This window comes from Sedimentitalea sp. XS_ASV28, from assembly GCF_041224545.1.
Lineage (GTDB): Bacteria > Pseudomonadota > Alphaproteobacteria > Rhodobacterales > Rhodobacteraceae > Sedimentitalea.
In genome coordinates, this window is sequence record NZ_JBGFGP010000163.1 from 149,885 (window position 1) to 174,429 (window position 24,545).

A 24,545-nucleotide genomic window follows, 5' to 3' on the forward strand; every position below is an offset into this window, starting at 1 on the left:
AGACGGACATGCAGCACCTTTGGCGTTGGTTGAATATCGTGCTTTTGCTCTGGCTGGGCGTGGCGACGGCGGTGACCGCACAGCAGACCATCCCCGAATTCCGCTATGTCGCAACGCCGGACATGGATTTCTACGGCGACGATCTTGACCCGCTTTTTGACACCGATCTGACAAGTTGCGTGCGCGCCTGCACGGCCCGGCCCGATTGTGCGGCCTTCACGTATAACAGCCGATCGAACGCCTGCTTTCCCAAGCGCCGGGTCAGCGAAAAACGCTCCTACCAGGGTGCGGTCTCGGCGCTACGGATTGATGCGGATCCTGCACGGATCGCGCGCGCAGAACAACACCGCGCGGCTGCGAGCTTCATTGCCGAAGACGACTGGGAACAGGCGGTGAAGCAGGCGCGCACCCTCGGGCTGAACCATCCGGCGGGGGGACAGGATGCCGCGGCGCTGCTTGACGCGGCCCGGCAACAGAGCGCCGCCGGCAACCTCACGCAAGCCGCAAACCTGACCGCGATGGCGACGTCGCTCACCGATGAGGCGGCGGCATGGACCGGCTATGCCCGCCGCTTGCTGGCGATCAACACTGACAAGGAGCGCGATGCCCGCGCCCTTGCAAATCGCGCGCTCAGCGCGGCGCTGAACGGGTATCTTCGGGCCGCCGACAGCGCCGGACAGGTGACGGCCATGCTGGCCCTGTCCGAAGCCTTCGAACGTGTCGGGCGCGGGCGCGAGATGATACCGGCGCTCAGACTAGCCCAAAGCCTGCAACCTGACGACACGGTTGCGCGCGCACTGGAGCGGGCGATTGGCAAGCACGGGTTTCGTGTCACCGACAGCACGGTCGAAAGCGATTCCGCCAGCCCGCGAATCTGTGCGCAATTCTCCGAACCGTTGTCGCCCGTCGGGGTCGATTACGACAGCTACATTCGCCGGTCCCAAAGCGGGCTGGTGGTTCAGGCCGACGGCACGCAGCTTTGTGTCGATGGGGTAGAGCATGGCGCGCGCTACCGGCTGACACTGCGCGCGGGACTGCCCGCCGCAAGCGGTGAAACGCTGCTCAAGGATGTCGAACTGACCCAATACGTGCGCGACCGTGCGCCATCGGTGCGTTTTCCGGGACGCACCTATGTCCTGCCCAGGAGCGCCGACGCCGCGCTACCGGTCGAAACCGTGAATGTCACGACGCTCGATCTGCGCCTGCGGCGGATCAGCGACCGGAACCTCTTGCGCGCGGTTCAGGATGGCTATTTCGCGCGCCCGTTGTCGCAATGGCAGGATCAGTCCTTTGCCACCGATATCGCCGAAGAGGTCTGGACCGGAACCGCCGAGGTGGGCAATACGCTCAACCGCGACATGACCACGCGGCTTCCGATCGACACCGCGATTGCGGGTCAGCCGGCGGGAATCTTTGCCCTGACCGCGCGTATTCCCGGAGCCGATCCCTATGACGACCCGGGGGCGACGCAATGGTTCGTGCTCTCCGATCTGGGCATCAGCAGCCTGTCGGGTACGGATGGGCTGCATGTGACCCTGCGAGGGTTGTCAGATGCCGCTGCACGCGCCGGTGTCGAGGTCATGTTGATCTCGCGCGCCAACGCGGTGCTCGGACGCGCCACAACGGATGCCAGCGGCCATGCCCTGTTCGAGGCAGGACTCACACGAGGGGTGGGCGGGGCCGCTCCTGCCCTGATCCTTGCCCGCGATGCGCAAGGGGATGTCGGTTTTCTGTCCCTGACCGATCCGGCCTTCGACCTGTCGGACCGTGGCGTCGAGGGCCGCGCCCCCGCCGGTCCGGTCGACGTCTTTCTGAGCACCGATCGCGGCGCCTATCGCGCGGGCGAAACCATCCATGTTACCGCCCTCGCCCGTGATGACGAGGCCACCGCCATAGATGATCTGCCCCTCACGCTGATCCTGTCGAGGCCCGACGGAGTCGAATATGCGCGCCGCGTGTCGAACGGCGGCGTCGCGGGTGGTCACGTGTTTTCCCTGCCGGTTGCCCCCGACGCACCGCGCGGCACATGGCGGGTCGAGGTCAAGGGGGACCCGGATGCGCCCGCGCTGGCCAGCCAGCCGGTTCTGGTCGAGGACTTTCTGCCGGAGCGGATCGATTTCGATCTCGCCCTCTCGCCCTCTCCCCAGCGCAGCGGCGACACGCCCCGCCTGCAGATCGATGCGCGGTATCTCTTTGGCGCGCCGGGGTCCGATCTGACCATCGAGGGGCAGGCCACGTTACGCCCGGTTGCGTATATCGACGCATGGCCGGGCTATCGTTTCGGTCGCCATGATGCACAGGGCGATCCTGCCAGCAGCTTCTTTGGCGACCAGCGGACCAATGCGCAGGGCGCGGCAACCCTCGCGCTCGAGCTTCCGCAGATCGCGACTCCCGACATGCCCATGCAGCTTGTGGTGACGGCGCGGCTTGCGGATGGGGCTGCGCGCCCGGTCGAACGTCAGATCACCATGCCGGTACGTCCCGCGAGCGCGATCATCGGTATCAAGCCCCTGTTTGACGAGGCGGTTGCCGAGGGCAGCGAGGCCGCGTTCGAACTGATCGGCCTGTCATCCGACCTGACGCCTGCCACGATGGATGTGCGCTGGACCCTGAACCGCATCGAAACCCGCTATCAGTGGTATCAGCTCTATGGCAACTGGAACTGGGAGCCGACGACCCGCCGCACCCGCATCGCCACCGGAGAGACCACATTGAACGGCCCCGTCACCCTATCGCAGCCGGTGGATTGGGGCGAATACGAGCTGGTGGTCGAACGCACCGATGGCGCCTATGCAGCCGCGTCGGTGAATTTCTCCGCCGGCTGGTACGTGTCCGCGGATGCGACTTCGACTCCGGATCGGCTCGACCTCTCGCTGGATCGGGAAAGCTATCGTCCCGGCGATACGGCCAAGTTGCGCATCGTTCCGCAGGCGGCGGGCACAGCGCTGATAACGGTCATGTCCAGCCGCGTGATCCACCGCGAGGTGGTCGAGGTCGAGGCCGGCGCAACGGTCATACCCCTGTCCGTCACGCCGGACTGGGGCACCGGCGCCTATGTCAGCGCCACGGTCCTGCGCCCGATGGATGTGCCCGGCGGGCGCAACCCGTCACGGGCCATCGGGCTGGCACATGCGGCCATCGACCCGGCGGACAAGGTGCTGAACGTGACCATCGATACCCCCGACACGCTGGAACCACGCCGGACCCACCGTACCCGGATCAGCGTCGACGGGGCTAACCCGGGGGACGAGGTCTGGTTGACGCTGGCGGCGGTCGATCTCGGCATTCTCAATCTGACCGGTTTTCAGAGCCCTGATCCCACGGGTCACTATTTCGGCCAGCGCCAGCTTGGCATGGAATTGCGCGACATCTATGGCCGGTTGATCGACGGCATGAACGGCGCACTCGGCACCGTGCGATCCGGCGGTGACAGCGGCGCGGGGCTGCGCATGCAGTCGCCACCGCCGACGCAGGAATTGATGTCCGCCTTTTCCGGACCTGTCCGCGTCGACGGGTCCGGAGAAGCCTATGTCAATCTTGATCTTCCTGCCTTCAACGGCACTGTGCGGCTGATGGTGATCGCATGGTCCCGCAACGCGGTCGGACAGGCCGAAAGCGATATCGTGGTGCGCGACCCCGTGGTCGTCGCCGCGACGCTGCCCAACTTTCTCGCACCCGGTGACACCAGCCGCCTTCGCCTCGATGTCGTACATGCGGACGGCCCGGCCGGAGACATGCAGCTTGCCGTGACCTCCGGCGACAGCGCGCTGGAAATCGGCAAGAGCCCGGACGCGTTCCTGCTGGCGCGCGACGGCAAGGCGGTGTTCGATATTCCGCTCACCGTGCGCGCCGTCGGCGATGCCGTGATCGATGTCACCCTGACATTGCCCGACGGGCGTGACTTGCGCCAGACCCTGACCCTGCCGATCCGCGCCAACGATCCCGTCATCGCGCAGACCCGGCGGTTTTCGCTCGCCTCCGGGCAGAGCTTTGAGTTCAGCGACGACCTCTTTGCCGACCTGCGGAAGGGCACTGGCAAAGCGATCCTGTCGGCCGGGCCGCTCGCGCGATTTGATGCGCCGGGCCTGCTCGCGACGCTCGACAGGTATCCCTATGGCTGCACCGAACAGGTGACCTCGCAGGCGCTGCCGCTGCTTTACCTGTCCTCGGTCGCGCAGGCCACCGGGCTTGGCGACGGCCGCGACATCGACGCGCGGATCTCCACCGCCATCTCCCGGGTGCTCGCCCGCCAGAGCAGCAATGGCGCCTTTGGACTATGGAGCGCCGGGTCAGGAGATTTCTGGCTGGACGCCTACGTGTCGGACTTCCTGGGGCGCGCCCGGGCACAGGGCCATCCGGTGCCCGACCGGGCATTCCGGCTTGCAATGGATAATCTGCGCAACCGGATCAACTATGCACCGGAATTCGACAATGGCGGCGAAGACATCGCCTATGCGCTGATGGTTCTGGCCCGCGAGGGCCTCGCCGAGATGGGAGACCTGCGCTACTACGCCGACGTCAAGGCCAACGCCTTTGCGACGCCGCTGGCGGCGGCGCAGCTTGGCGCGGCGCTGGCCTATTACGGTGACCAGACGCGCGCCGATGCGATGTTTGCCCGCGCTGCCCGCAAGCTGGAAACCGCCCGGACCGACCCGCTGCTGTGGCGCGCCGATTACGGGACAGACCTGCGGGACGCCGCCGGCGTGCTCGCCCTCGCGACAGAGGCCGGAAGCCAGGCGGTCGATCTCGCGGACCTGACGCAGCGCGTGACCGCCCCTGATGCGCGCCTGTCAACGCAAGAAGCCGCATGGTCGCTGCTGGCGGCACAGGCGCTGATCACGGCGCCCGAGCAATCGGGATTGCGTGTTGACGGCGCGCCGGTCGCGGGGCCGTTCGTGCAGGTGCTGGATGGTGAAACGGCGCAGCCCGGCATGACGATCACCGCAGCGAGCGGGCGCGACACCGACATCACGCTGACCACGATGGGCATTCCCGAAACCCCGCCCGCGGCGGGCGGCACCGGTTATGCAATCTCGCGGAGCCATTACAGCATGGACGGCGCGCCGCTCGACCCCGGCAGGCTCGTGGTTGGCACACGTTTCGTCACCGTGCTGCGCATCGATCCCTTCGAGGAGTCGGCCGCGCGGCTGATGATCGACGATCCGCTCCCTGCCGGTGTCGAGATCGACAACCCGAACCTGTTGCGCGCCGGCGATGTGGCGGCGCTGGATTGGCTGTCGCTGTCAGATGCCACCCATACCGAGTTTCGCAGCGACCGGTTCCTCGCCGCCGTCGACATGCACAAGGCCGGCCCCGTGACCCTGGCCTATGTGGCGCGGGCCGTCACGCCGGGCAGGTTTCATCATCCGGCGGCCTCGGTCGAAGACATGTACCGCCCCCGGTTCCGCGCGCGCACAGAGACCGGCCGCGTGACCGTTGCAAAATGAAGCATCGGGCGCTCTTCAGCCTGGTCGCGCTGCTGTTCGCCGTCGCGGCCTTGCGGGATGGGATCGAAAACTGGATTGACGCCACCGAGCTGCCCCAGACATTGGCGGAAACCTCGGTTGAAATCCGCGATCGCAACGATGAGCTGTTGCGGGCCTACACGGTCAGCGGCGGCATCTGGCGGCTGGCGCCCGTCCTGACAGCGGTGGATGACGGTTATCTGGACATGCTCGTGCGCTATGAAGACAAGCGTTTCTGGCAACATGGCGGGGTCGATCCGCTGGCAATGCTGCGCGCGACCGCTCAGGCGCTCTGGCATCGGCGCGCGGTGTCGGGCGGCTCGACCCTGACGATGCAGGTCGCGCGCCTGATCGAGGATGGCAGTACCGGCCGCTGGGCGGGCAAACTGCGCCAGATCCGGCTGGCGCTGGCGCTGGAGCGGCGTCTGAGCAAGGATCAGATCCTGTCTCTCTACCTGACCCATGCGCCCTATGGCGGCAATCTCGAAGGCATCCGCGCCGCGACGCTCGCATGGTTCGGCAAGGAACCGCGCCGGCTGACACCGGCGGAATCGGCATTGTTGGTCGCCCTGCCACAATCGCCCGAGGCCCGACGACCCGACCGGCATGCCGATCGGGCAAAGGCCGCGCGAGACCGCGTTCTGACCCGCATGGCGGATGCCGGGATCATTGCGAGCGACGACGCACTATCGGCACAGCATGCGCGCATCCCGGATCGCATTCGACCGTTCCCCATGCGCGCCGCGCATCTTGCCGACAGGGTTCGCGCCAGCGCGCCGGAACGGCAACGCCACGCGACGACGATCGACGCCCGGCTGCAATCCGCGCTGGAAACGCTCCTCGCCGATGCCGCCAGACGGTCGGGGCCACGGATTTCCGCGGCCCTGATCGCGGCAAATCACCAAACAGGCGAAATCCTCGCCTCGGTCGGATCGCCCCAATATGGCACCGACAGCAGACGGCAGGGTTTTGTCGACATGACACGGGCGATCCGCTCGCCGGGGTCCACACTCAAACCGCTAATCTACGGGTTGGCCTTCGATCAGGGGCTGGTGCATCCGGAAACCCTGATCCATGACGGGCCGGTGCAGTTCGGACGCTATGCGCCCCGCAATTTCGACGGGCAGTTCCGTGGCGATATCCGGGTGCGCGAGGCACTGCAACTTTCCCTGAACATCCCGGTTGTCAAGCTGACCAACGAACTTGGCCCCGCGCGGGTGATGGCGGCCCTGTCGCGTGCGGGCGCAGGGGCGCGATTGCCGGGCGGCGCGCCGGGGCTGGCGATTGCACTTGGCGGTGTGGGCGTCAGTTTGCAGGATCTCGTGCAACTCTACGCGACACTTGCGCAGGGCGGCGCGGGACAGAGGTTGCGCAGTGCCCTGAATGAGCCCGCGTCACAAACCGCCCGGACGATTTCCGAGGTGGCCGCATGGCAGGTGGGACATATCCTTGCCGGTGTCGCGCCGCCCCCCGGCGATCCGCAAGGCGTTCTGGCTTACAAGACCGGCACCTCCTATGGCCATCGCGATGCCTGGGCCATCGGGTATGACGGCGAACACGTGGTCGGCGTGTGGATGGGCCGGGCGGATGGAACCCCGGTGCCCGGCGCATTCGGTGGCGACCTGGCCGCCCCCCTGTTGTTTCAGGCCTTTGCCCGACTGAAACCCGGCTTCGCCCCCCTGCCTGCGCCACCTCCGTCAACGCTGATCACGGGGGCCGCCGGACTGCCGCAGCCGCTCCAGCGGTTTCGTCCGCGCGGCAGCCGGCTTGTCACGGCGCCGAATGCGCCAAAGCTGCTGTTTCCTCCGGATGGCGCGATACTGGACAGCATCGGTGAGACCGTGACGCTCAAGGTGCAGGGTGGGTCCGCGCCCTATCTGGTGCTGGCCAACGGGCGGCCGATCGCCCGAGGACAGCGCCGCAACGAATTCGAAATTCCCACCCCCGGAACCGGCTACTCCACGCTGGTTGTTGTCGACGGGGCGGGGCAATCCGACCGGGTCACGGTCAGGTTGGACTAAGACGTTCAAGAAACCGGGAGGGAACATCCATGACACTCAAACGAACCCTGGCGCTTTGCCTGATCTGTCTTGGCAGCACGGCGGCGGCCGATTGCGCAACCGATGCCGAGATTGACGCCTATGTGGCGGACTACACCGAGAACACCCCGGCCAAGGCTTTGGTGGCGGATGGCAGCATGGAAGATGCCTTGTGTACCCAGGCCAAACTGATCACCGCGCTGACGCCAAGGATGGGGCCGGTCGTCGGCTACAAGGCGGGCTTGACCAGCAAGCCCGCGCAAGACCGCTTTGGCGTGAACGAACCGGTTCGGGGCGTGCTGTTTCGCGACATGCTGCTGCAAGATGGCGCCGAGGTGCCTGCAAACTGGGGCGCACGTCCTCTTTTTGAAGCCGATCTGCTGCTTGTGGTCGGCAGCGCCGCGATCAACGAGGCCAAAACCTCCGAGGACGCAATGGCGCATATCTCGGCCATTCGCCCGTTCATCGAACTCCCCGACCTGGCCCTGGCCGAGGGCGAACCAATCAGCGGCGTCACCCTCACGGCCATCGCGGTGGCTCCGAAGCTGGGTGTGATGGGCGCGGAAATTCCGGTTTCCGATCCGGCGGCCATGCATGCCGCGCTTGGATCGATGACCGTAACCCTGTCGGCTACCGATGGGGAGGTGCTCGCCCAGGTGCCCGGAACGGCGGTACTCGGGCATCCGGTCAATGCCGTGATCTGGCTCATGTCCAAGGGTATCACGCTGCAACCCGGTGATCTGGTCTCGGTCGGGTCGTTCGGGCCGCTTGTGCCGCCGGCCAAGGGCAAGGGCGGCGCGAGCGCACAATATACCGGCCTCCCCGGCGATCCGACAGTGAGCGTCACATTCAAATAGACATCGGACAAATAGCCACCGGGGCGGCCTCAGCGCCGCCCTTCGCGCAACCAGCCCCCGACGATCAGCGTCGACGCCAACAGCAGAACCAGCCACGCCGGCAGCAAGGGCGATTGCGTGACGTCTCGGGTCTCGTAAGCGCCGCGCGGGGTCAGACCGATCCAGCCACGACCGGCAGCCGGACGTCCCTCTCGCACTGTGCGAATGCCCGGCAGACCATCCTCAAGCCGAAACACCCCGCCCCGCAGCCGCGCAATGGCCGGTTCCATGATGTCTGCGGTGGCAATGGTCTCTTCAAACTCACGCGGGGCCGCGGGGCCAAGACCGATCACCGCCTCATGGCCCCCCTCCGCGAGGTGATACAGGCCGATTTCCGGCCCGTCATACAGAGCTTCGAATCTGCCCGCCGACACCTCTTCAAGCGGCAGTTCGACAGTGCTGCCATCCGGCCCGGTCACCGTGACCGCGCCAACCTCGTCAGACAGGGTCCGGCGAATGATACGCATGCTCTGGCCCGTCGCCTCGGCCCACAGCGCCTCTTCTTCGAGTTCGGGCTCCTTCATCATCCAATGCGCCAGCCGCCGCAGCAGTTCAAGCTGCGGCCCGCCACCGTCATATCCCCGGCTCCACAGCCACGCATGATCCGAGGCCAGCAGCGCCACGCGCCCTTCGCCCACACGGTCGAGGATCAACAGCGGACGCTCGTCAACGCCGCTCATCAGCACCCTGCCCGCCTGCGGGTCCACATCGATCTGGCGCAGCCACGAGCCCCAGGTCTCTTCCCCCTGCAAATCTGCGGTCACGGGGTGACGCGCCCCGATATCGGTGATTTCGGGACGGAATTTCTCTTCGATCACACGCGCGCTCGGTTCGGCGGGCAGCACCCGCGCCAGCGGCGAACGATAGATGCTGTCCGCACCGGCAAAATCCGGCCCCGCCGCAACCAGAACCGCGCCCCCTTCGCTGACATAATTGGCAACGTTGTCCAGATAGATCGCCGGCAGGATTCCGCGCCTCTTGTAGCGGTCAAAGATGATCAGGTCGAAATCGTCGATCTTTTCGAGAAACAGTTCGCGGGTCGGAAAGGCGATCAGCGAAAGCTCTCCCACCGGGACACCGTCCTGTTTTTCGGGGGGACGCAGGATGGTGAAATGCACGAGGTCCACGGAGCTGTCTGACTTCAGCAGGTTGCGCCAAGTGCGGCCACCGGGATGCGGCTCACCCGATACCAGCAGCACGCGAAGCCGATCGCGCACGCCGTTCATCTGGATCAGTGCGGTATTGTTGCGCTCGGTGATCTCGCCCTCGGCCTCCGGCACCGAGAATTCGATCACGTTGCGACCGCCATGCGGCAGCGTGACCGGCAATTCGATGTCCTGCCCGACGGGCACGGCAAAACTCTGCGCCGCACCGCCATCCACCGAGATGTCCAGCGTCGCGGTGCCGTCATTGGCTGGCGCGGTGCCGCTGTCCTCGATCCGCAGGGTCAGCGTGACAGGCTCACCAATGATCGCAAAGGCAGGGGCGTTGCGCACGATCAGCCGCCGGTCCCAATCGGTATCGCGTCCGGTCATCAGCATGTGCATCGGAGCCGGAATGTCCGGCATCCGCTCCATGTCGTGCACACGCCCGTCGCTGAGCGCGATGATTCCGGCCACACGCGCGCTTGGCTCTTCCGCGAGCACCGACGACAGGGCCGTCATCAATTCGGTGCCGGCGTCTCCCTCGCCGTCGCGCACCGTGACCCGGCGCAGTTCCGTATTCGGGCGTGCGGCGATCTCGGCGGCCAATGCCTCGGCGGCCTCGTCCATCTGCATCGTTCGATCCGACAACATCTGGCTGGCACTGCGATCCTCGACCATGACCACGATATCGGTCAGTGGCGCGCGATCTTCGACCTGATAGACCGGGCCGGCCAGCGCACCGAGCAGCACAAGCGCCGCAAGCGCCCTGTAGCCCCAGCCCGCAAGACCGCGCCACAGTGCCAGCACCACCCCCGCAAGCGCCAGTGCGCCCAGCACGGCAATGGCGACCCAGGGGATCGACGGATCAAAGACAAGGGTTCCGGTCATTGGCCCAACCTGTCAAGCAACGCGGGAACATGCACCTGGTCGGATTTGTAGTTCCCGGTGAGCACATGCATCACGAGATTGACGCCAAAGCGATTGGCCAGCTCGCGCTGCCGTTCACCGGCAAATCCGCGCCCGACGGGCAACATTGGCCGACCATTGCCATCGACCGCCCAGGCCGCCGCCCAGTCATTGCCGCCGATCACGACCGGCGTCACCCCGTCGTTGAGGTTGCGGAACGGCATGCCTTCGATCTGCTCCGCATCCGGTGGCGCCGCCTCGACCCATAATTCGCGGCTGGTGTGGCGGCCCGGAAAATCTTGCAACAGGTAAAAGGTCCGGGTCAGTACGTGATCCGGCGGCAGCGGTTCCAGGGGTGGTATATCCAGCGGGGCGGCCAATTGCTGCAGCTTGCGTCCGTTCGGGCTGGCCGCACCGAAACCGGCGATATCGGCGTCGCGGGTGTCAAACAGGATCATCCCTCCGGAGCGAAGATATTCGTTGATCCGTGCATAGGCATCGGCCGAGGGCGTCGGCTGCTCGGGTGTGACGGGCCAGTACAGCAGAGGGAAGAAGGCCAGTTCGTCCTGTTCCAGATCGACGCCCACCGGATCGGCCGGCTCGATCGAGGTTCGATAGAACAGCGTCTCGGACAGGCCGCGCAAACCCGCCTGCGCGATGCGGTCGAGTTCATCGTCGCCGGTCAGAACATGCGCAAGCACCAGTTCGCTTGTCACGGCGATGGCAAAGGAATCGGCATCGTCCTGCGCCCGCCCCTGCAGCGGCTGCATCACCAGCAGAACGCCGACAAGCCCCGCCGCCGCACGCGACAGGCCCAGCCGCCCGGACAGCGCGAGTGACGCGACCACATCAAGCGCCAGCACGGCAAGTGCCAGGCCCAGCAGCGCGCCGCCCAGCGGCATTTCCCGCTGCACCGTCAGCCCCTCGACCGGAACGTCGTCTGGCCAGCGCGCGGCTGCCAGTTCGCTTTCAGCGGACAGCACGTTGCGCGCAAGGCGCCGATCCCCGCTGACATACAGCCCCGGCTGCAAATCCGGCCCGACCGGTCCGCCAACCAGTGACGCGCCATCGACACCCGCAAGCGTGCCCGCGTCAGACAGTGTTCCGAACCCGTCCATCACCTGCACCGGGGTCCAGGTCGTGCCCTCCAGTTCCGCAGCCTGCGGTGTCGCCGCCGCCGAGGACACCGCGAGGCGCTCCAGCATCTCGACAAACAGGCCCGAAAGCGGCAGGCTCGACCATTCCGCATTCGCCGTGACATGGAACAGAATGACCTGTCCCTGCCCCATCGTCTTACGCGTCACCAGCGGTGTGCCGTCGCGAAGCGACGCGATGACACGATCGGCCAGTGTCGGATCGGGTTGCGCCATGACCTGCGCAGAGACGGTGACGTCCTCGGGGATGGACAGCCCGTGAAACGGCGAGTTTTCGGCGAAGGGCGCAAGCGACTTTGGCTCGCCCCAGCTCATCGCGCCGCCCACGCTGCGCCCGCCGGCGCGCAGACGCACCGGCATCAACGGATGTTCGTCATCGCGGCTGACGTCGCTTGCCGCCAGACGCGGCCCGGCGAACCGCAGCAACGTGCCGCCCGCATCAACCCATTCGCTCAACGCCGCCTGTTCGGTTGCTGACAGCGTTGCGACATCGGCCAGAACCACAACATCCGGATTGGCCGGCAAAAGATCGATCAACGCCCCGTTCAGAAGCTCCGCCGTGGGCGCCAATGCCTGCTCGAGATAGTGCAGGGGTGACAGCAGCTCCAGACCCTCCCTGTCATCCCGACCCGCGATCAGCGCAACTTCACGACGCCGCAGGCTATCATCACTGAGGGTCAGCGCGCCCGCCGATCTCTGGCCCTGAATTTCGAACCGCGTGACGCGCGCACGCAATTCGGAGGGCAGCGACAGGCCGGCAGTGGCGCTTGTCGCATCACTTTCAAAGGTGGCCGATGCCGAAGCGAGAACCCGCATGTTGCCCGCCGGATCCGCACCCTGCGCCAGAATGGTGATTTCGCGATCCGTTCCGGCGCGCGAACGGATCGCGCGCAGTTGTACCGCGCCATCCTCGTACCGCGCGGGGGCCAGCCCCGTCACTTCGCTTCCGGTCTGATAGGCCCGCACGGCCCCGCGAAGCCGCAGCGCGTCAAGCAGGGCGTCGCGCCCCGGGTGGTCCAGGCCGTCGCTGATCCAATGGGTATCAAAGCCGCCTTCTATACCGGACAGGGCCGCGATGGTTGCGTCAATCTGTTTTTCGGTCGCCGACCACGGCGCCGGGATCAGACCCGGCAGACGGTTGCGCCACGCATCTGCGGCCTGAAACGACGGAACGCCGGGATCGGTCAGTCGCAGGATCGACACCGGGCGACCGGACCGGCCCGCCTCGGTCAATTGCGCCTCGACAAGATCGACGGTATCGGACCAAAGCGTCGCCCCGGCCCAGCTTGCGTCCATCAGGATCAGAAGCGGACCCGAGCCGCCCCGGCTCTCCTGCGGGTTCAACACCGGCCCGGCGAGCCCGATAATCACCGCCGCAACCGCCAGCATCCGCAACAGCAGGAGCCACCACGGCGTACGATCCGAAACGCTTTCGTCATCGGTCAGCCCCAACAGCAAAGCCACACCCGGAAACCGGCGGCGCACCGGAGCCGGCGGGATCGCCCGCAAGAGCAGCCACAGGATCGGCAGGGCCAGCAGGCCGAGCAGCAGCCAGGGCGAAGCGAACCCGATTCCACCAAGCACCGTCATAGGCTGCCCCGGTCCAGTGCGCGATAAAGCCAGAGCAATCCGGACTGCGCGCTGTCATTGGTGTGATGCAACCCGAAAAGCCAGCCGGTGGTCCGGCACAGATGCGCCAGTCGCGCCTTGCGGTCTGCAAGCCGTTGCAGATAGCGGTCGCGCAACTCATTCGCCTTGAGCGTTTCATGACGCAGCGTGCCGCCGACACTTTCGAAGATGGTCCGTCCGCGGAACGGAAACGCCTCCTCGCTGGGGTCCAGGATTTGCAGGATGACGCCACGCACACCGCGATCCGCCGCCTTGGTCAGCGCCTGTTCAACCTCGTCCATATCGCCAAGAAAATCCGACAGGAAAACCGCGCGAGCATGAGGGATCATGGCCCGGTGCTCCGGCGCGGAATACTCCTCGGGCGCGTCCAGCGCGAAACTCTCGGCCAATCGCAGGATCTGGGTCTTGCCGCGCCGGGGCGGCAATGCCGTACCGGTCAGCCCCACCCGCTCGCCGCCGCGCACCAGCAGGATCGCCACGGCCAGCGCCAGCAGGCGCGCACGGTCTATCTTGGTCGGCAGGCTATCAGCCGAGGCGAAACGCATCGACGCGCCCTGATCGACCCAGAGCATCACCGATTGCGCGATCTGCCATTCCCGTTCGCGCACGAATTGCTGATCTCCCCGCGCCGAGCGCCGATGGTCGATCAGTCTCTTGCTGTCCCCGGTCTGCGCCGGACGGTATTGCCAGAAATCATCCCCCAGTCCCGCACGCCTTCGTCCGTGATCGCCCAACAGGACGGTACCGGCCAGATGCTCGGCCCGCGCCAGCAATGGCGGCATGCGGCCGGCTTCGATCTCGGCATGTTCCCGAAGGGACAGGGGCTGTATCACGCCGCCGCCTCGGCCCGCGTCAACGCGCGGGCGGTGGTATCGATCAGATCGGACAGACTGTCTCCCCGGGCCCGCGCGGCGAAATTCAGCGCCATCCGGTGGCTGAGAACCGGGCGCGCCATGTCGATCACGTCATCCGCATTGGGCGCCAGTCGGCCTTCGAGCAGCGCGCGCGCCCGCACGGTCAGCATCAGCGCCTGCGCCGCACGCGGCCCCGGCCCCCAGGCCACGGTGTCGCGAACCCGGTCCGATACGCCCTGCTCGTCCGGGCGAAACGCCCGCACCAGATCGAGAATCAATTCGACAACCGAATCCCCGACCGGCATCCGGCGCAGCAATACCTGGGCGGCAAGCAGTTCATCGCGCGAAAAGACCTCGGTCGACTGGTCCTCTTCAACGCCGGTGGTGGCGATCAGGATGTCGCGCTCGGTCTCCCGATCCGGGTAGTCGACGTCAATCTGCACGAGAAAGCGGTCGAGCTGCGCCTCGGGCAACGGATAGGTCCCCTCCTGTTCGATCGGGTTCTGCGTCGCCAGCACATGAAACGGCGGCTCCAGCCGACGATCTTCGCCCGCCACCGTCACCGTGCGTTCCTGCATAGCTTGCAAAAGCGCCGATTGCGTGCGCGGACTGGCCCGGTTGATCTCGTCCGCCATCAGAAGCTGGCAGAAAATCGGCCCCTGAATGAAACGGAACGACCGGGTTCCGTCGGCTGCAGTGTCGAGCACCTCGGAGCCCAGGATGTCGGCTGGCATCAGGTCGGGCGTAAACTGGATCCGGTTGCCGTGCAGCCCCATGACAGTCGACAAGGTCTCGATCAGGCGGGTCTTGCCCAGACCGGGCAAGCCGATCAGCAATCCGTGGCCACCGCACAGCAGCGCCGTCAATGTAAGATCGACGACCCGCTCCTGGCCGATGAACCGCCGGGTGATCGAGGCCTTGGCCTGCGCAAGCTTGGTTTCCAGCGCCTCGACTTCGGCCACCAGATCGTCGGTATCGGACATGACATTCCTTTCGGGGAACCCTACATTAGAGCATAAGTCTATCGCGCCCGGAGGAAATGGCAAAAGCTATGAGTGGACAAAAAGCTGTTACCCCCTCGGCCGAGGGCATCGCCGCCGCCGCCAGCGCTGCAAAGGGGCGCGGCCTGCCACCGGTGCACCTGTGGAATCCGCCATTTTGTGGCGATCTGGACATGCGCATCGCCCGCGACGGGACGTGGTTCTACCTTGGCACCCCGATCGGCAGGTTCGAGCTGGTCAAGCTCTTCTCGTCGATCCTCAAGCTGGAGGACGGCAAGTATTTCCTCGTCACGCCAGTGGAAAAGGTCGGAATCACCGTGGATGACGCGCCCTTTGTCGCCGTCGATTTCGAGGCAAGCGGCGTCGGGAAAGATCAGGTTCTGACTTTCACCACCCATGTGGGCGATACCGCGATTGCCGGGGCAGATCACCCGATCCGTGTTGCGCGGGACGCCGAAACCGGAGAACCGTCACCCTACGTGATGATCCGCGCGGGTCTTGAGGCACTGATCGACCGCAAGAGCTTTTATCGTCTGGTCGAACTGGGCGATCATCATGATGGCTGGTTCGGGCTGTGGTCGTCGGGCGAATTCTTTGCGGTCATTCCGTCCAGGGAACTGGAAAACCTCTGAGTGGCGGAAACCCGCCCGGTTTTAGGAAAATTTCACCATCAGCACCCTTGGCATGACCCGATCCGGAGCGCTAAGGCGTTACGGCGATATTCTTGCTCGTCTTGTCCAGCCTCAAATCCACGATTTCAACGCGTTGACACAAGGATTGAGCCGAAAATTGAAGGCAAAGCGCCAAAATCACCCCCCTGGAACGAGATGATATGCCAAAATTCGCCGCCAACCTGACATTGCTCTTTACCGAGCTGCCCTTTCTGGACAGGTTCGATGCCGCCGCCGCGGCCGGGTTTACGGCCGTCGAGATCCTGTTCCCCTATGACTTTCCCGCCAAGGAGACGTGTCGCGCCTTGTTGCGCAACGGCCTGAAACTTGTCCTGATCAATGCCCCGCCACCGAATTATACCGGGGGAGGCCCCGGTTACGCCGCCCTCCCCGGTGGCGAAGGACGGTTTCAGCACGACATCAGACGCACACTGCGCTATGTGCGCGAACTGCGCCCCGGCCTCGTGCATATCATGGCGGGTTACACCAAGGATGACGCAGCGGAAGAGATATTTGTCCACAACCTGCAATGGGCCGCCGATCAGGCGCCGGAACAGGGGTTTACCATCGAACCGCTGAACCCCGGCGACCAACCGGGCTATTTCCTCGACGATTACGCGCTTGCGGCCCGGATTCTCGATGCGGTCGACCGACCCAATGTCGGGCTGCAATATGACAGTTACCACGCCGAGATCATTCACGGGGACGCGCTCGCGGTCTGGGAACAGTATCGAGACCGCGCCACGCATGTGCAGATCGGCGCGGCCCCGAACCGCAGCGAACCGGGGAGCGGGCGCACCGATTTCAACGCACTGTTCGACGCCATCGACGCCAGCGGCTATTCCGGCTGGGTCAGCGCCGAATACAAACCCACCACACCGCGCACCGAAAGCAGCCTGAACTGGCTACCCTGATCCAAAGCGTTGGGTGAGTCAGGTTAATCGCGAAATGCTGTAGTCACCGCTGGCGAAGCCTCAGTATTTCTGGGGAACGTAGAGCTCTTCGGGCAGAACGGCCCGCTCGTAATCCGGATTGAACTCGCGCTCGGGCAGGTGAATTTCCTCGCTCGGCACATCTTCATAGGGAAACACGCTGAGCAGGTGGCTCATGCAGTTCAGGCGCGCGCGTTTCTTGTCATTGCCCTGTACAATATACCACGGCGCTTCTTCGATATTGGTGCGCAGCAGCATTTCCTCCTTGGCCTTGGTGTATTTCTCCCACCGGACTCGGCTTTGCAGGTCCATCGGAGACAGTTTCCACTGTTTCAGCGGGTCGTGAATCCGGATCAGGAATCGCATCTGCTGCTCTTCATCGGTGATCGAGAACCAGTATTTGATCAACCGGATGCCCGACCGCACCAGCATCCGCTCGAATTCGGGTACGTCGTGAAAGAAATCCTCGACCTGCGCATCCGTGGCAAAGCCCATCACCCGTTCGACGCCCGCCCGGTTGTACCAGGAGCGATCGAACAGCACGATTTCGCCTGCCGCGGGCAGATGCGGCACATAGCGTTGGAAATACCATTGGGTCTTTTCGCGGTCGGACGGTGCCGGCAAGGCCACGGTGCGCACGACACGCGGGTTCAGGCGTTGGGTGATACGCTTGATCACGCCGCCCTTGCCGGCACTGTCGCGCCCCTCGAACAGCACAACGACCTTTTCACCGCTGTGCACAACCCAATCCTGAAGGCGGATCAACTCGGCCTGCAACTTGATCAATTCAGAGAAATACACGGCACGGGGCAGCGTTTCGGGATGTGCCGCACGGTAGATCTTGCGAATCTCCATCGACAGCGCGGCATCTTCCAGCTCAAGCTCGTAATCTTCATCGAGCGTGTCGGCCAGTTCGGCCTGCAGCCAGTCGATGGCCCCGTCTTCGGCTTTGTCGCTGTTCATGCCAAAGTCCCTTTCCTGCATTTCCCGCCACCGTTAACCACCGTTTCATGACATGGATGTAACGATGAAGGGCACTGTACCGATCCGGCAGGCGCTCAGGCGGATGGTTCGTCCAGAAAGCCGGTGATCAGCGCGCCGACTTCGGTGCGCCGCGAATACATCAACAGATGCCCCGCCTGATAGATCTTGATACGGGATTTCGGCACCAGCGCAGCGAGCGCGATCTGGTTCGCCACCGGGATCAGCGTATCCAGCGCACCGCCAATAACCTGCGTCGGTTGTTGCAGGCGGGCCAGCCACGGTAGGCTGGTCCAGCTGCACAATGCGCGGACCTGCGCGGAATAACCCTCATAGCTCGGCCGGATCGCGTGTTTGGCATATTGCCTGAACAATGCCGGCTGCAACATCGCCTCTCCGCCATACATGAACGGGCCGATGAAATCGCCATAGGTCTTGTTGACATAACGCATGGGAAACATGATCTCGGCCAGCGCGAGCGGCGTACCCCACCAGCTGCCGATCCCGCCCGCCGAGGTGATGGCGAGCACCAGCTTGCGCACCAGCTGCGGATGGTCATGCGCCAGTTGCTGGGCCAGCGCGCCACCCCATGAAATACCCATCACATCGCATTCGCCGATCGCCAGTTCATCCAGAACCTGGCGCAACATCGCGGCATGTTGGGGAATGGTGGTATCTGTTCCGGGCACATCCGAGCGCCCCACTCCGGCGGCATCAAAGGTGATGATCGGACGGTCAGGAAATTCGTGCATCAGCGGATAGAGGATCTCCACCGCCTGCCCCAACCCGTTGCAGATCACCATCGGAACGCCAGAGCGGCCTTCGCAAACCGAAAACACCCGCAGGTTCACGCCCTTTGCGCGGATGGTCCGGAACACGCCACCATCCGGCGCGGCATGACTGTCTGGCACGATACGATACTCCTGCTCTTCCCTCATAGATCGCGAGACTAGCCGTCTTGCGGCACCTGTTCCAGAACATAGGTTCCCGGTGCCGGGGCGAGCACCGGATGCTTGCGGTTGCCAAGGGTCTTGGGAGCCGTCCGCTGCGCATCTCCGCTGGTCTCGTCGAGCCATTGCAACCAGTGCGGCCACCAGCTTCCCTCGGATTTCGTGGCCGACGCCAGCCAATCCTCGGCCGATCCGGTGCGCTTGCCACCGGACATGAAATGGCGGCGGTTCCTGACCGGGTGATTGATCACGGTGCCCGAAACATGCCCGCCTGACGTCAGCACGAATTCCGCCTCTTGCGGCAGCAAGGTCGTCGAGGAATACGAGGTTTTCCACGGCACGATATGATCCCCTGTCGCGGCAAGGAAATAGCACGGTACGTCGATGTTCCCGCAGTCGACCGGCGTGTCGAGCAGGGTCAGCGCGCCGGGTTCCTTCAGCCGGTTGGCATGGTACATCTCCTCGACGAAATAGGAATACCATTTGGCCGGCAGGTTCGATGTATCCGCATTCCAGTACAATACGTCAAAGGGCGGCGGCGTCTTGCCCTTGAGATAGTTGTTGACCACAAACCCCCAGATCGATTCATTCACGTGCAACATCGCCATCGCGCGGGCAATGTCGCGACCCGGTGCCACCCTGGCCGTTTCCAGCCTTTGCTGATAGGCAGCGATCTGGGCATCATCGATAAACACCTCGACCTCGCCCGGATCGCTGAAATCGAGCATCGCCGACAGGAACGTGGCTGACCCGACGAGCGATTTCTGTGCCTGCGGCATGACCGCCAGCGCCGCCAGCAGCAACGTTCCGCCATTGCACCATGACAGCAGGTCGATCTTCTCTGACTTCGCGACATCCGCCGTTGCATCGATCGCGGCCAGAACCCCCTCGGTGATGTATTCGTCCCAGCCGTAATCCTGCGTCTCCTCGCCGGCGTTTCGCCACGAGATCATGAAGACGGAATTCCCCTCCTCCAGCAGGTAGCGCACCATCGACTTCTTTTCATTGATGTCAAAGATGTAGAACTTGTTGACACAGGGCGGCACGATCAGGATCGGATTGGCGCGGACCTTCGGCGTCACCGGTTCATACTGGATCACTTCGATCAGCGAATTTCGATAGATCACGGCACCCGGCGTCGTCGCCAGGTTCTCGCCGACCTTGAAGGCCGACTCGTCGGTCGTGGTGATATAGCCCTTTTCCAGATCGGCCAGCAGGTTCTGGAACCCGTCAACAAGGCTCTTGCCGCCGGTTTCCTGCGCCAGCCTGAGCACTTCCGGATTCATCAGGGCGAAATTCGACGGCGAAAGGCTGTCGGCAGCGACGCGGGCGTAAAAGCTGAGCTTGCGCTGCTCGTGTTCGGGCAGACCCGCCTTGTCCGCCAGATCGACCATTGCCTTGGCCGTCATTTCATAGGATTGGCGCAGGAAGGGATAAATACCCTCGCTCCAGGCCTCGTCGCCAAACCGGTGATCCTTGCTCGGGGTCGCATCGCCCGCCATTCCCGACAGCCAGAGCTGTGCCATATCGGCCTGGTAGGAGGACCAGGTCTTGAGCCAATCACCCCAGGTATCTGCCGCGAGCATGGTTTGCGCGGCCCGGTTCCAGGAGTCGAGAAATTTCTGGTGTCCGCTCGTATGCATACCCTTGAACACGGGATGGGTCCTGGTCGCGGTCAGCATCATGTCTGACAAGGTCTTGGTGAAATCCTGATCCATCGGGTCCTCCATGGGTGTCGTCGCTGCGGCCTGACCCGCAATCTGTCTTTATGTGCTCAGCGCCCCGGCAAGCCGTCAAAGCCCGGGCACCTTTTGCCTCATGAACGCAACCGCGTCCACCTGATCGCCCTTTCGCGTCTAGAAATGTATGGCGTGCCCCAACGCCTTGAGCGCGGCCTCCTGCAAGCCCTCGCTCTGGGTCGGGTGGGCATGAATCGTTCCCGCGATGTCCTCAAGACGTGCGCCCATCTCGATGGCATGGGCAAACACCGCCGCCAGTTCCGAGATGCCACCGCCGGTCGCCTGTATCCCGACCACGACATGATTATCCGCCCGCGCCACCACGCGGATAAACCCGGCCTCGTTCTCCATCGTCATGGCACGGCCATTGGCGGTAAAGGGAAACTTGCCCGTGACCGTTTCGCCGAACTGGTCCTTGGCCTCTTCGGGCGACAACCCGGCCGTCACGATCTCCGGATCGGTAAAACACACCGCCGGAATGCACTGCTTGTCCCAGGCGTGCGGACCACCGGCGACGATCTCGGCGGTCATCTCGCCCTGCGCGATCGCGCGATGGGCAAGCATCGGTTCGCCGGTGACATCGCCAATCGCGTAAACATCGCGCATCGAGGTCTGGCACCGGTCATCTATTTGAATGAACGGTCCGTTCATTCTCAGCGACAGTTCCTCAAGGCCCACATCCTCGGTGCGGGGTTTGCGGCCAACCGCCACCAGCACCTTGTCAAAGGGCAGCTCGGCCGTTTCGCCATCGGCAAGGCTAACCTTCAACCGGTCCTTGCCCGCATTGAGCCCCTCGGCCTTGGCCTGCAGCATGACCGTGATCCCGAGCGCCTCGAGCCGGTTTGCCACCGGTTCGGTCAGTTCCTTGTCGTATTGCGGCAGGATTTTCGAGGCGAATTCGACCACCGTCACCTCGGACCCGAGCTTGGCCATCGCCGTGCCGATCTCAAGGCCGATATAGCCTCCGCCGACCACGATCAGCCTTTCGGGCACGCTGGTCAACGCCAGAGCACCGGTTGACGAGATGACATCGCCACCGAAGGGCAGCGCGGGGATCTCGAACGGCTCCGATCCGGTGGCGATCACGATCCGCCCGGCACGGATCAGCTGTTCGCCCATATCGGTCTTGACGATCACGGATTTGCCGTCGCGAAACCTTGCATGTCCGATGATCGCGCGCGCGCCCGCCCGCTTGAGCAACGCCCCCACCCCGCCATTCAGACGCGCCACGATACCGTCCTTCCACGCCACCGTTTGCGCCAGATCGATCTCGGGCGCCTGAACCGAGATACCGAGGCTGTTGGGAGCGGTAAATCCGGTCGCCTTGTGAAACTCTTCGGCGGCATGGATCAGCGCCTTGGACGGGATGCAGCCGACATTCAGGCAGGTGCCCCCATGCGCCCTGGACTCGACGACAATGGTATCCACGCCAAGCTGCCCGGCGCGGATGCCACAGACATAACCGCCCGGTCCGGAACCGATCACCAGCAGTTCGCAATTGAGTTCTTCCATGATCAGTCCTCCAGCAACAGCAGCGCAGGGGTTTCCAGCAGCATCTTGAGTTTCTGCACGAAAACCGCGGCATCCCAGCCATCGATGACCCGGTGATCAAAGCTGCACGAGATGTTCATCTTCTTGCGGGGAACGAAACCCGACCCGTCCCAATGCGGTCGCACCTCCATCTTGTTGATCCCGACAATCGCAACCTCGGGATAGTTGATGATCGGCGTCGTCGCGAGCGCGCCAAGCGGACCCAGCGAGGTGATGGTGATGGTCGACCCGCTCAGTTCGTCACGCTTGGCGCTGCCGTCACGCGCCGCGGTGGCCAGACGAGACAGTTCCGCAGCGCTTTCCCAAAGGTCCATCGCCTCGGCATGTCGCACCACCGGCACGATCAGCCCACCCGGCGTTTGCGTCGCGATGCCGATATGGACCGCGTCGAACTTGCGGACAACACTGTCGTCATCCTCGAAATGCGCGTTCATCTCCGGCTGGTCCGCAACCGCATCGGCAATCGCGCGGATCACGAAGGGCAGCACCGTCAGTTTGCCCTTGGTCTCGGCGCGCGCCCTGTTCAACTGTGCCCGCAGGTCCTCGAGGTCGCTCACATCGACCTCTTCGACAATCGTGATATGCGGGATCCGCGACTTGGACAACGCCATGCGCTCGGCGATCTTGCGGCGCAGGCCGATCACCTTTTCCTCGGACTCGCCGGTGCGCATGGGCCGTTTTGCAGCGCCGCCACCTGTGAACTGTCCGCCTGTCTCGTGAAAATGCGTCAGGTCTTCATGGGTGATCCGTCCGGCGGGACCGCTGCCCGGCACACGCCGCAGATCAATGCCGAGTTCGCGCGCCCGCTTGCGCACCGACGGCGTCGTCAGCGGTTTTTCCCCTTCCGCACGGCGCTGTCCGGCGACCGGGACAGGTGCTTTGGATGCCTTGGGTTCGGGTGCCGGCGCCGGTTTCGCCACGGGTTTTACCGGGGCCGGAGCCGCGGCCGTGGATTTTGCCAGCTTGCCGGCCAGAGCCTCGGCCGTCGTATTGCCCGCGCCCTCGACCTCGATCACCATCAGGGTGCTGCCGATGGCCAGCGTGTCTCCGACCGCGCCGCCCAGAAACAGCACCTTGCCCGATACGTTGGTGGGGATTTCAACCGATGCCTTTTCGGTCATCACCTCGGCAACGACATCATCCTCGCGCAATTCCGCGCCGACGCTTGTCAGCCATGAGGTCAGTTCGGCCTCGGCGATGCCCTCGCCCACATCTGGAACCTTGATTTCGTACAGGCCCTTGCCCTCTGCGGCCTGAATGTCGATCGCAGGTGCCGCCGATGTCGGGCCGGCCAGCGGTTCGGGGTCCGCAGCAGGTGCAGCCGCAGGCGGGGTGTCGGCGGCGGCGGCCTGTTCGGCGGAGGTGTTCCCTTCGCCCTCGACTTCCAGCCGGATCAGGTCTGCCCCGATCGACATCTTGTCGCCCGCCTCGCCGCCAAGCCAGACCACCTTGCCCGAGACCGCAGCGGGAATCTCGACCGATGCCTTGTCGGTCATGACCTCGGCAAGCACCTCGTCCTCCTTGACCACATCACCGATCTTCACATGCCAGGCGCTCAGTTCGGCCTCGGCGATGCCCTCGCCGACATCAGGCAATTTCATCGTGAACAGTCCCATGCCTACGCCTCCATAAGCTGCTTCATCTTGCGCCCGACCCGTTCCGGCCCCGGAAAATAGGCCCATTCCTGCGCGTGCGGATAGGGCGTATCCCAACCCGCGATGCGTTCGACCGGCGCTTCCAGATGATAAAAGCACTCGGCCTGGACCTGAGCGGCCAGTTCCGCCCCGAAGCCCGAGGTCAGCGTCGCCTCGTGCAGGACGATACAACGGCCGGTCTTTTGCACCGATGCCATTATCGTTTCCGTATCGAGCGGCATCAGGGTGCGAAGATCGACCACCTCCGCATCTATGCCCGTCTCTTCGGCCGCGGCGATGGCCACATGCACCATGGTTCCATATGTCACCACCGTCAGATCCCCGCCGGGCCGCGCTATCGCCGCCTTGCCCAGCGGCGTTTCATAATAGTCCGGGTCGACCTCGCCCAGAGGATGCGTCTTCCACGGTTGCACCGGCCGGTCGTGGTGGCCATCGAACGGGCCGTTGTACAGCCGCTTGGGTTCAAGAAAGATCACCGGGTCCGGGTCGGCGATCGCGGCCAGCAACAGCCCCTTGGCATCCTGCGGGTTCGACGGGATCACCGTTTTCAGGCCGGACACATGGGTAAACAACGCTTCCGGGCTCTGGCTGTGGGTCTGCCCCCCCCAGATGCCCCCGCCCGACGGCATCCGCACCACCATCGGGCAGGTGAACTCACCCGCCGACCGATACCGCAGCCGTGCCGCTTCCGACACGATCTGATCATAGGCCGGGTACATGTAATCCGCGAATTGCACCTCGACGACGGGTTTCAACCCGTAGGCCGCCATACCGACCCCTGCGCCGACAATGCCCAGTTCGCTGATCGGCGCGTCGAAACAGCGTTCGGCCCCGTATTTTTCCTGCAGCCCGGCGGTGCAACGGAACACCCCGCCGAAATAGCCCACATCCTCTCCGAACACGACAACATCCTCGTCCCGCCCCATGGCGAGGTCATGAGCGTTCTGGATCGCCGCGATCATCGTCATCTGTGCCAT

The 24,545-nt window shown here is 64.4% G+C and carries 15 protein-coding genes; 5 read left to right on the forward strand and 10 right to left on the reverse strand.

The features are described 5' to 3' along the window. Positions 1-8 precede the first annotated feature (8 nt). Genes AB9K34_RS18815 through AB9K34_RS18825 form a run of 3 tightly spaced genes read left to right on the forward strand, consistent with a single transcriptional unit; the run spans position 9 to position 8,361 of the window. Positions 9-5,447, forward strand: coding sequence for an alpha-2-macroglobulin family protein (locus AB9K34_RS18815; RefSeq protein WP_369955963.1), 5,439 nt, complete (start codon positions 9-11; stop codon positions 5,445-5,447). Then, on the forward strand, positions 5,444-7,486 hold the full coding sequence (pbpC, locus tag AB9K34_RS18820) for a penicillin-binding protein 1C (protein WP_369955964.1): 2,043 nt from the start codon (positions 5,444-5,446) through the stop codon (positions 7,484-7,486). The genes AB9K34_RS18815 and pbpC overlap by 4 nt, the downstream gene beginning before the upstream one ends. A 29-nt stretch (positions 7,487-7,515) precedes the next feature. Further along, on the forward strand, positions 7,516-8,361 hold the full coding sequence (locus AB9K34_RS18825; protein WP_369955965.1) for a 2-keto-4-pentenoate hydratase: 846 nt from the start codon (positions 7,516-7,518) through the stop codon (positions 8,359-8,361). Positions 8,362-8,390: 29 nt separating this feature from the next. On the opposite strand, the gene AB9K34_RS18830 is transcribed toward AB9K34_RS18825, so the two are convergent. From AB9K34_RS18830 to AB9K34_RS18845, 4 genes are read right to left on the reverse strand one after another with little or no spacing between them, the layout of a single operon-like run. Continuing rightward, positions 8,391-10,433, reverse strand: a complete 2,043-nt coding sequence (locus AB9K34_RS18830; RefSeq protein WP_369955966.1) for a hypothetical protein — start codon at positions 10,431-10,433, stop codon at positions 8,391-8,393. Continuing rightward, positions 10,430-13,195 (reverse strand): DUF4159 domain-containing protein, encoded by a 2,766-nt coding sequence (locus AB9K34_RS18835; RefSeq protein ID WP_369955967.1) that lies wholly within the window; start codon positions 13,193-13,195, stop codon positions 10,430-10,432. Before AB9K34_RS18835 ends, AB9K34_RS18830 begins: the two co-directional genes overlap by 4 nt. Beyond that, positions 13,192-14,016, reverse strand: a complete 825-nt coding sequence (locus tag AB9K34_RS18840; protein ID WP_369956012.1) for a DUF58 domain-containing protein — start codon at positions 14,014-14,016, stop codon at positions 13,192-13,194. Before AB9K34_RS18840 ends, AB9K34_RS18835 begins: the two co-directional genes overlap by 4 nt. Before the next feature lie 47 nt (positions 14,017-14,063). Further along, the gene (locus AB9K34_RS18845) at positions 14,064-15,071 is read right to left on the reverse strand and encodes an AAA family ATPase (RefSeq protein WP_369955968.1); all 1,008 of its coding nucleotides are present in this window, start codon (positions 15,069-15,071) and stop codon (positions 14,064-14,066) included. Between the two features lie 68 nt (positions 15,072-15,139). Between AB9K34_RS18845 and AB9K34_RS18850 the strand changes: the two genes are divergently transcribed. Both AB9K34_RS18850 and AB9K34_RS18855 read left to right on the forward strand, forming a co-directional pair. Next, positions 15,140-15,721, forward strand: a complete 582-nt coding sequence (locus AB9K34_RS18850) for a DUF1285 domain-containing protein (RefSeq protein ID WP_369955969.1) — start codon at positions 15,140-15,142, stop codon at positions 15,719-15,721. A 200-nt stretch (positions 15,722-15,921) separates the two neighbouring features. Then, the gene (locus AB9K34_RS18855) at positions 15,922-16,674 is read left to right on the forward strand and encodes a hydroxypyruvate isomerase family protein (RefSeq protein ID WP_369955970.1); all 753 of its coding nucleotides are present in this window, start codon (positions 15,922-15,924) and stop codon (positions 16,672-16,674) included. 60 nt (positions 16,675-16,734) lie between these two features. On the opposite strand, the gene ppk2 is transcribed toward AB9K34_RS18855, so the two are convergent. The 6 genes from ppk2 to AB9K34_RS18885 form a co-directional block, all read right to left on the reverse strand. Beyond that, the gene (gene ppk2 / locus AB9K34_RS18860) at positions 16,735-17,655 is read right to left on the reverse strand and encodes a polyphosphate kinase 2 (protein WP_369955971.1); all 921 of its coding nucleotides are present in this window, start codon (positions 17,653-17,655) and stop codon (positions 16,735-16,737) included. A 95-nt stretch (positions 17,656-17,750) separates the two neighbouring features. Then, complete coding sequence (locus tag AB9K34_RS18865; protein ID WP_369955972.1) at positions 17,751-18,584, reverse strand: alpha/beta fold hydrolase; 834 nt, start codon at positions 18,582-18,584, stop codon at positions 17,751-17,753. Positions 18,585-18,622: 38 nt separating this feature from the next. Further along, complete coding sequence (locus AB9K34_RS18870; protein ID WP_369955973.1) at positions 18,623-20,341, reverse strand: PHA/PHB synthase family protein; 1,719 nt, start codon at positions 20,339-20,341, stop codon at positions 18,623-18,625. Between the two features lie 138 nt (positions 20,342-20,479). After that, entirely contained in the window at positions 20,480-21,874 is a 1,395-nt protein-coding gene (lpdA, locus tag AB9K34_RS18875; RefSeq protein WP_369955974.1) for a dihydrolipoyl dehydrogenase, read from the reverse strand. 2 nt (positions 21,875-21,876) lie between these two features. After that, positions 21,877-23,529: a 2-oxo acid dehydrogenase subunit E2 gene (locus AB9K34_RS18880; protein ID WP_369955975.1), complete on the reverse strand. Its 1,653-nt coding sequence runs from the start codon at positions 23,527-23,529 to the stop codon at positions 21,877-21,879. Positions 23,530-23,531: 2 nt separating this feature from the next. Beyond that, complete coding sequence (locus tag AB9K34_RS18885) at positions 23,532-24,545, reverse strand: alpha-ketoacid dehydrogenase subunit beta (protein ID WP_369955976.1); 1,014 nt, start codon at positions 24,543-24,545, stop codon at positions 23,532-23,534.

Excerpts from the sequence above, each read along its gene's own strand:
- AB9K34_RS18870 (WP_369955973.1), bottom strand. The coding sequence starts at position 20,341 with ATGGATCAGGATTTCACCAAGACCTTGTCAGACATGATGCTGACCGCG.
- AB9K34_RS18880 (WP_369955975.1), bottom strand. The coding sequence starts at position 23,529 with ATGGGACTGTTCACGATGAAATTGCCTGATGTCGGCGAGGGCATCGCC.
- AB9K34_RS18830 (WP_369955966.1), bottom strand. The coding sequence starts at position 10,433 with ATGACCGGAACCCTTGTCTTTGATCCGTCGATCCCCTGGGTCGCCATT.
- ppk2 (WP_369955971.1), bottom strand. The coding sequence starts at position 17,655 with ATGAACAGCGACAAAGCCGAAGACGGGGCCATCGACTGGCTGCAGGCC.
- AB9K34_RS18835 (WP_369955967.1), bottom strand. The coding sequence starts at position 13,195 with ATGACGGTGCTTGGTGGAATCGGGTTCGCTTCGCCCTGGCTGCTGCTC.
- AB9K34_RS18815 (WP_369955963.1), top strand. The coding sequence starts at position 9 with ATGCAGCACCTTTGGCGTTGGTTGAATATCGTGCTTTTGCTCTGGCTG.
- AB9K34_RS18885 (WP_369955976.1), bottom strand. The coding sequence starts at position 24,545 with ATGGCACAGATGACGATGATCGCGGCGATCCAGAACGCTCATGACCTC.
- lpdA (WP_369955974.1), bottom strand. The coding sequence starts at position 21,874 with ATGGAAGAACTCAATTGCGAACTGCTGGTGATCGGTTCCGGACCGGGC.
- pbpC (WP_369955964.1), top strand. The coding sequence starts at position 5,444 with ATGAAGCATCGGGCGCTCTTCAGCCTGGTCGCGCTGCTGTTCGCCGTC.
- AB9K34_RS18840 (WP_369956012.1), bottom strand. The coding sequence starts at position 14,016 with ATGCCGCCATTGCTGGCGCGGGCCGAGCATCTGGCCGGTACCGTCCTG.
- AB9K34_RS18850 (WP_369955969.1), top strand. The coding sequence starts at position 15,140 with ATGAGTGGACAAAAAGCTGTTACCCCCTCGGCCGAGGGCATCGCCGCC.
- AB9K34_RS18825 (WP_369955965.1), top strand. The coding sequence starts at position 7,516 with ATGACACTCAAACGAACCCTGGCGCTTTGCCTGATCTGTCTTGGCAGC.
- AB9K34_RS18855 (WP_369955970.1), top strand. The coding sequence starts at position 15,922 with ATGCCAAAATTCGCCGCCAACCTGACATTGCTCTTTACCGAGCTGCCC.
- AB9K34_RS18845 (WP_369955968.1), bottom strand. The coding sequence starts at position 15,071 with ATGTCCGATACCGACGATCTGGTGGCCGAAGTCGAGGCGCTGGAAACC.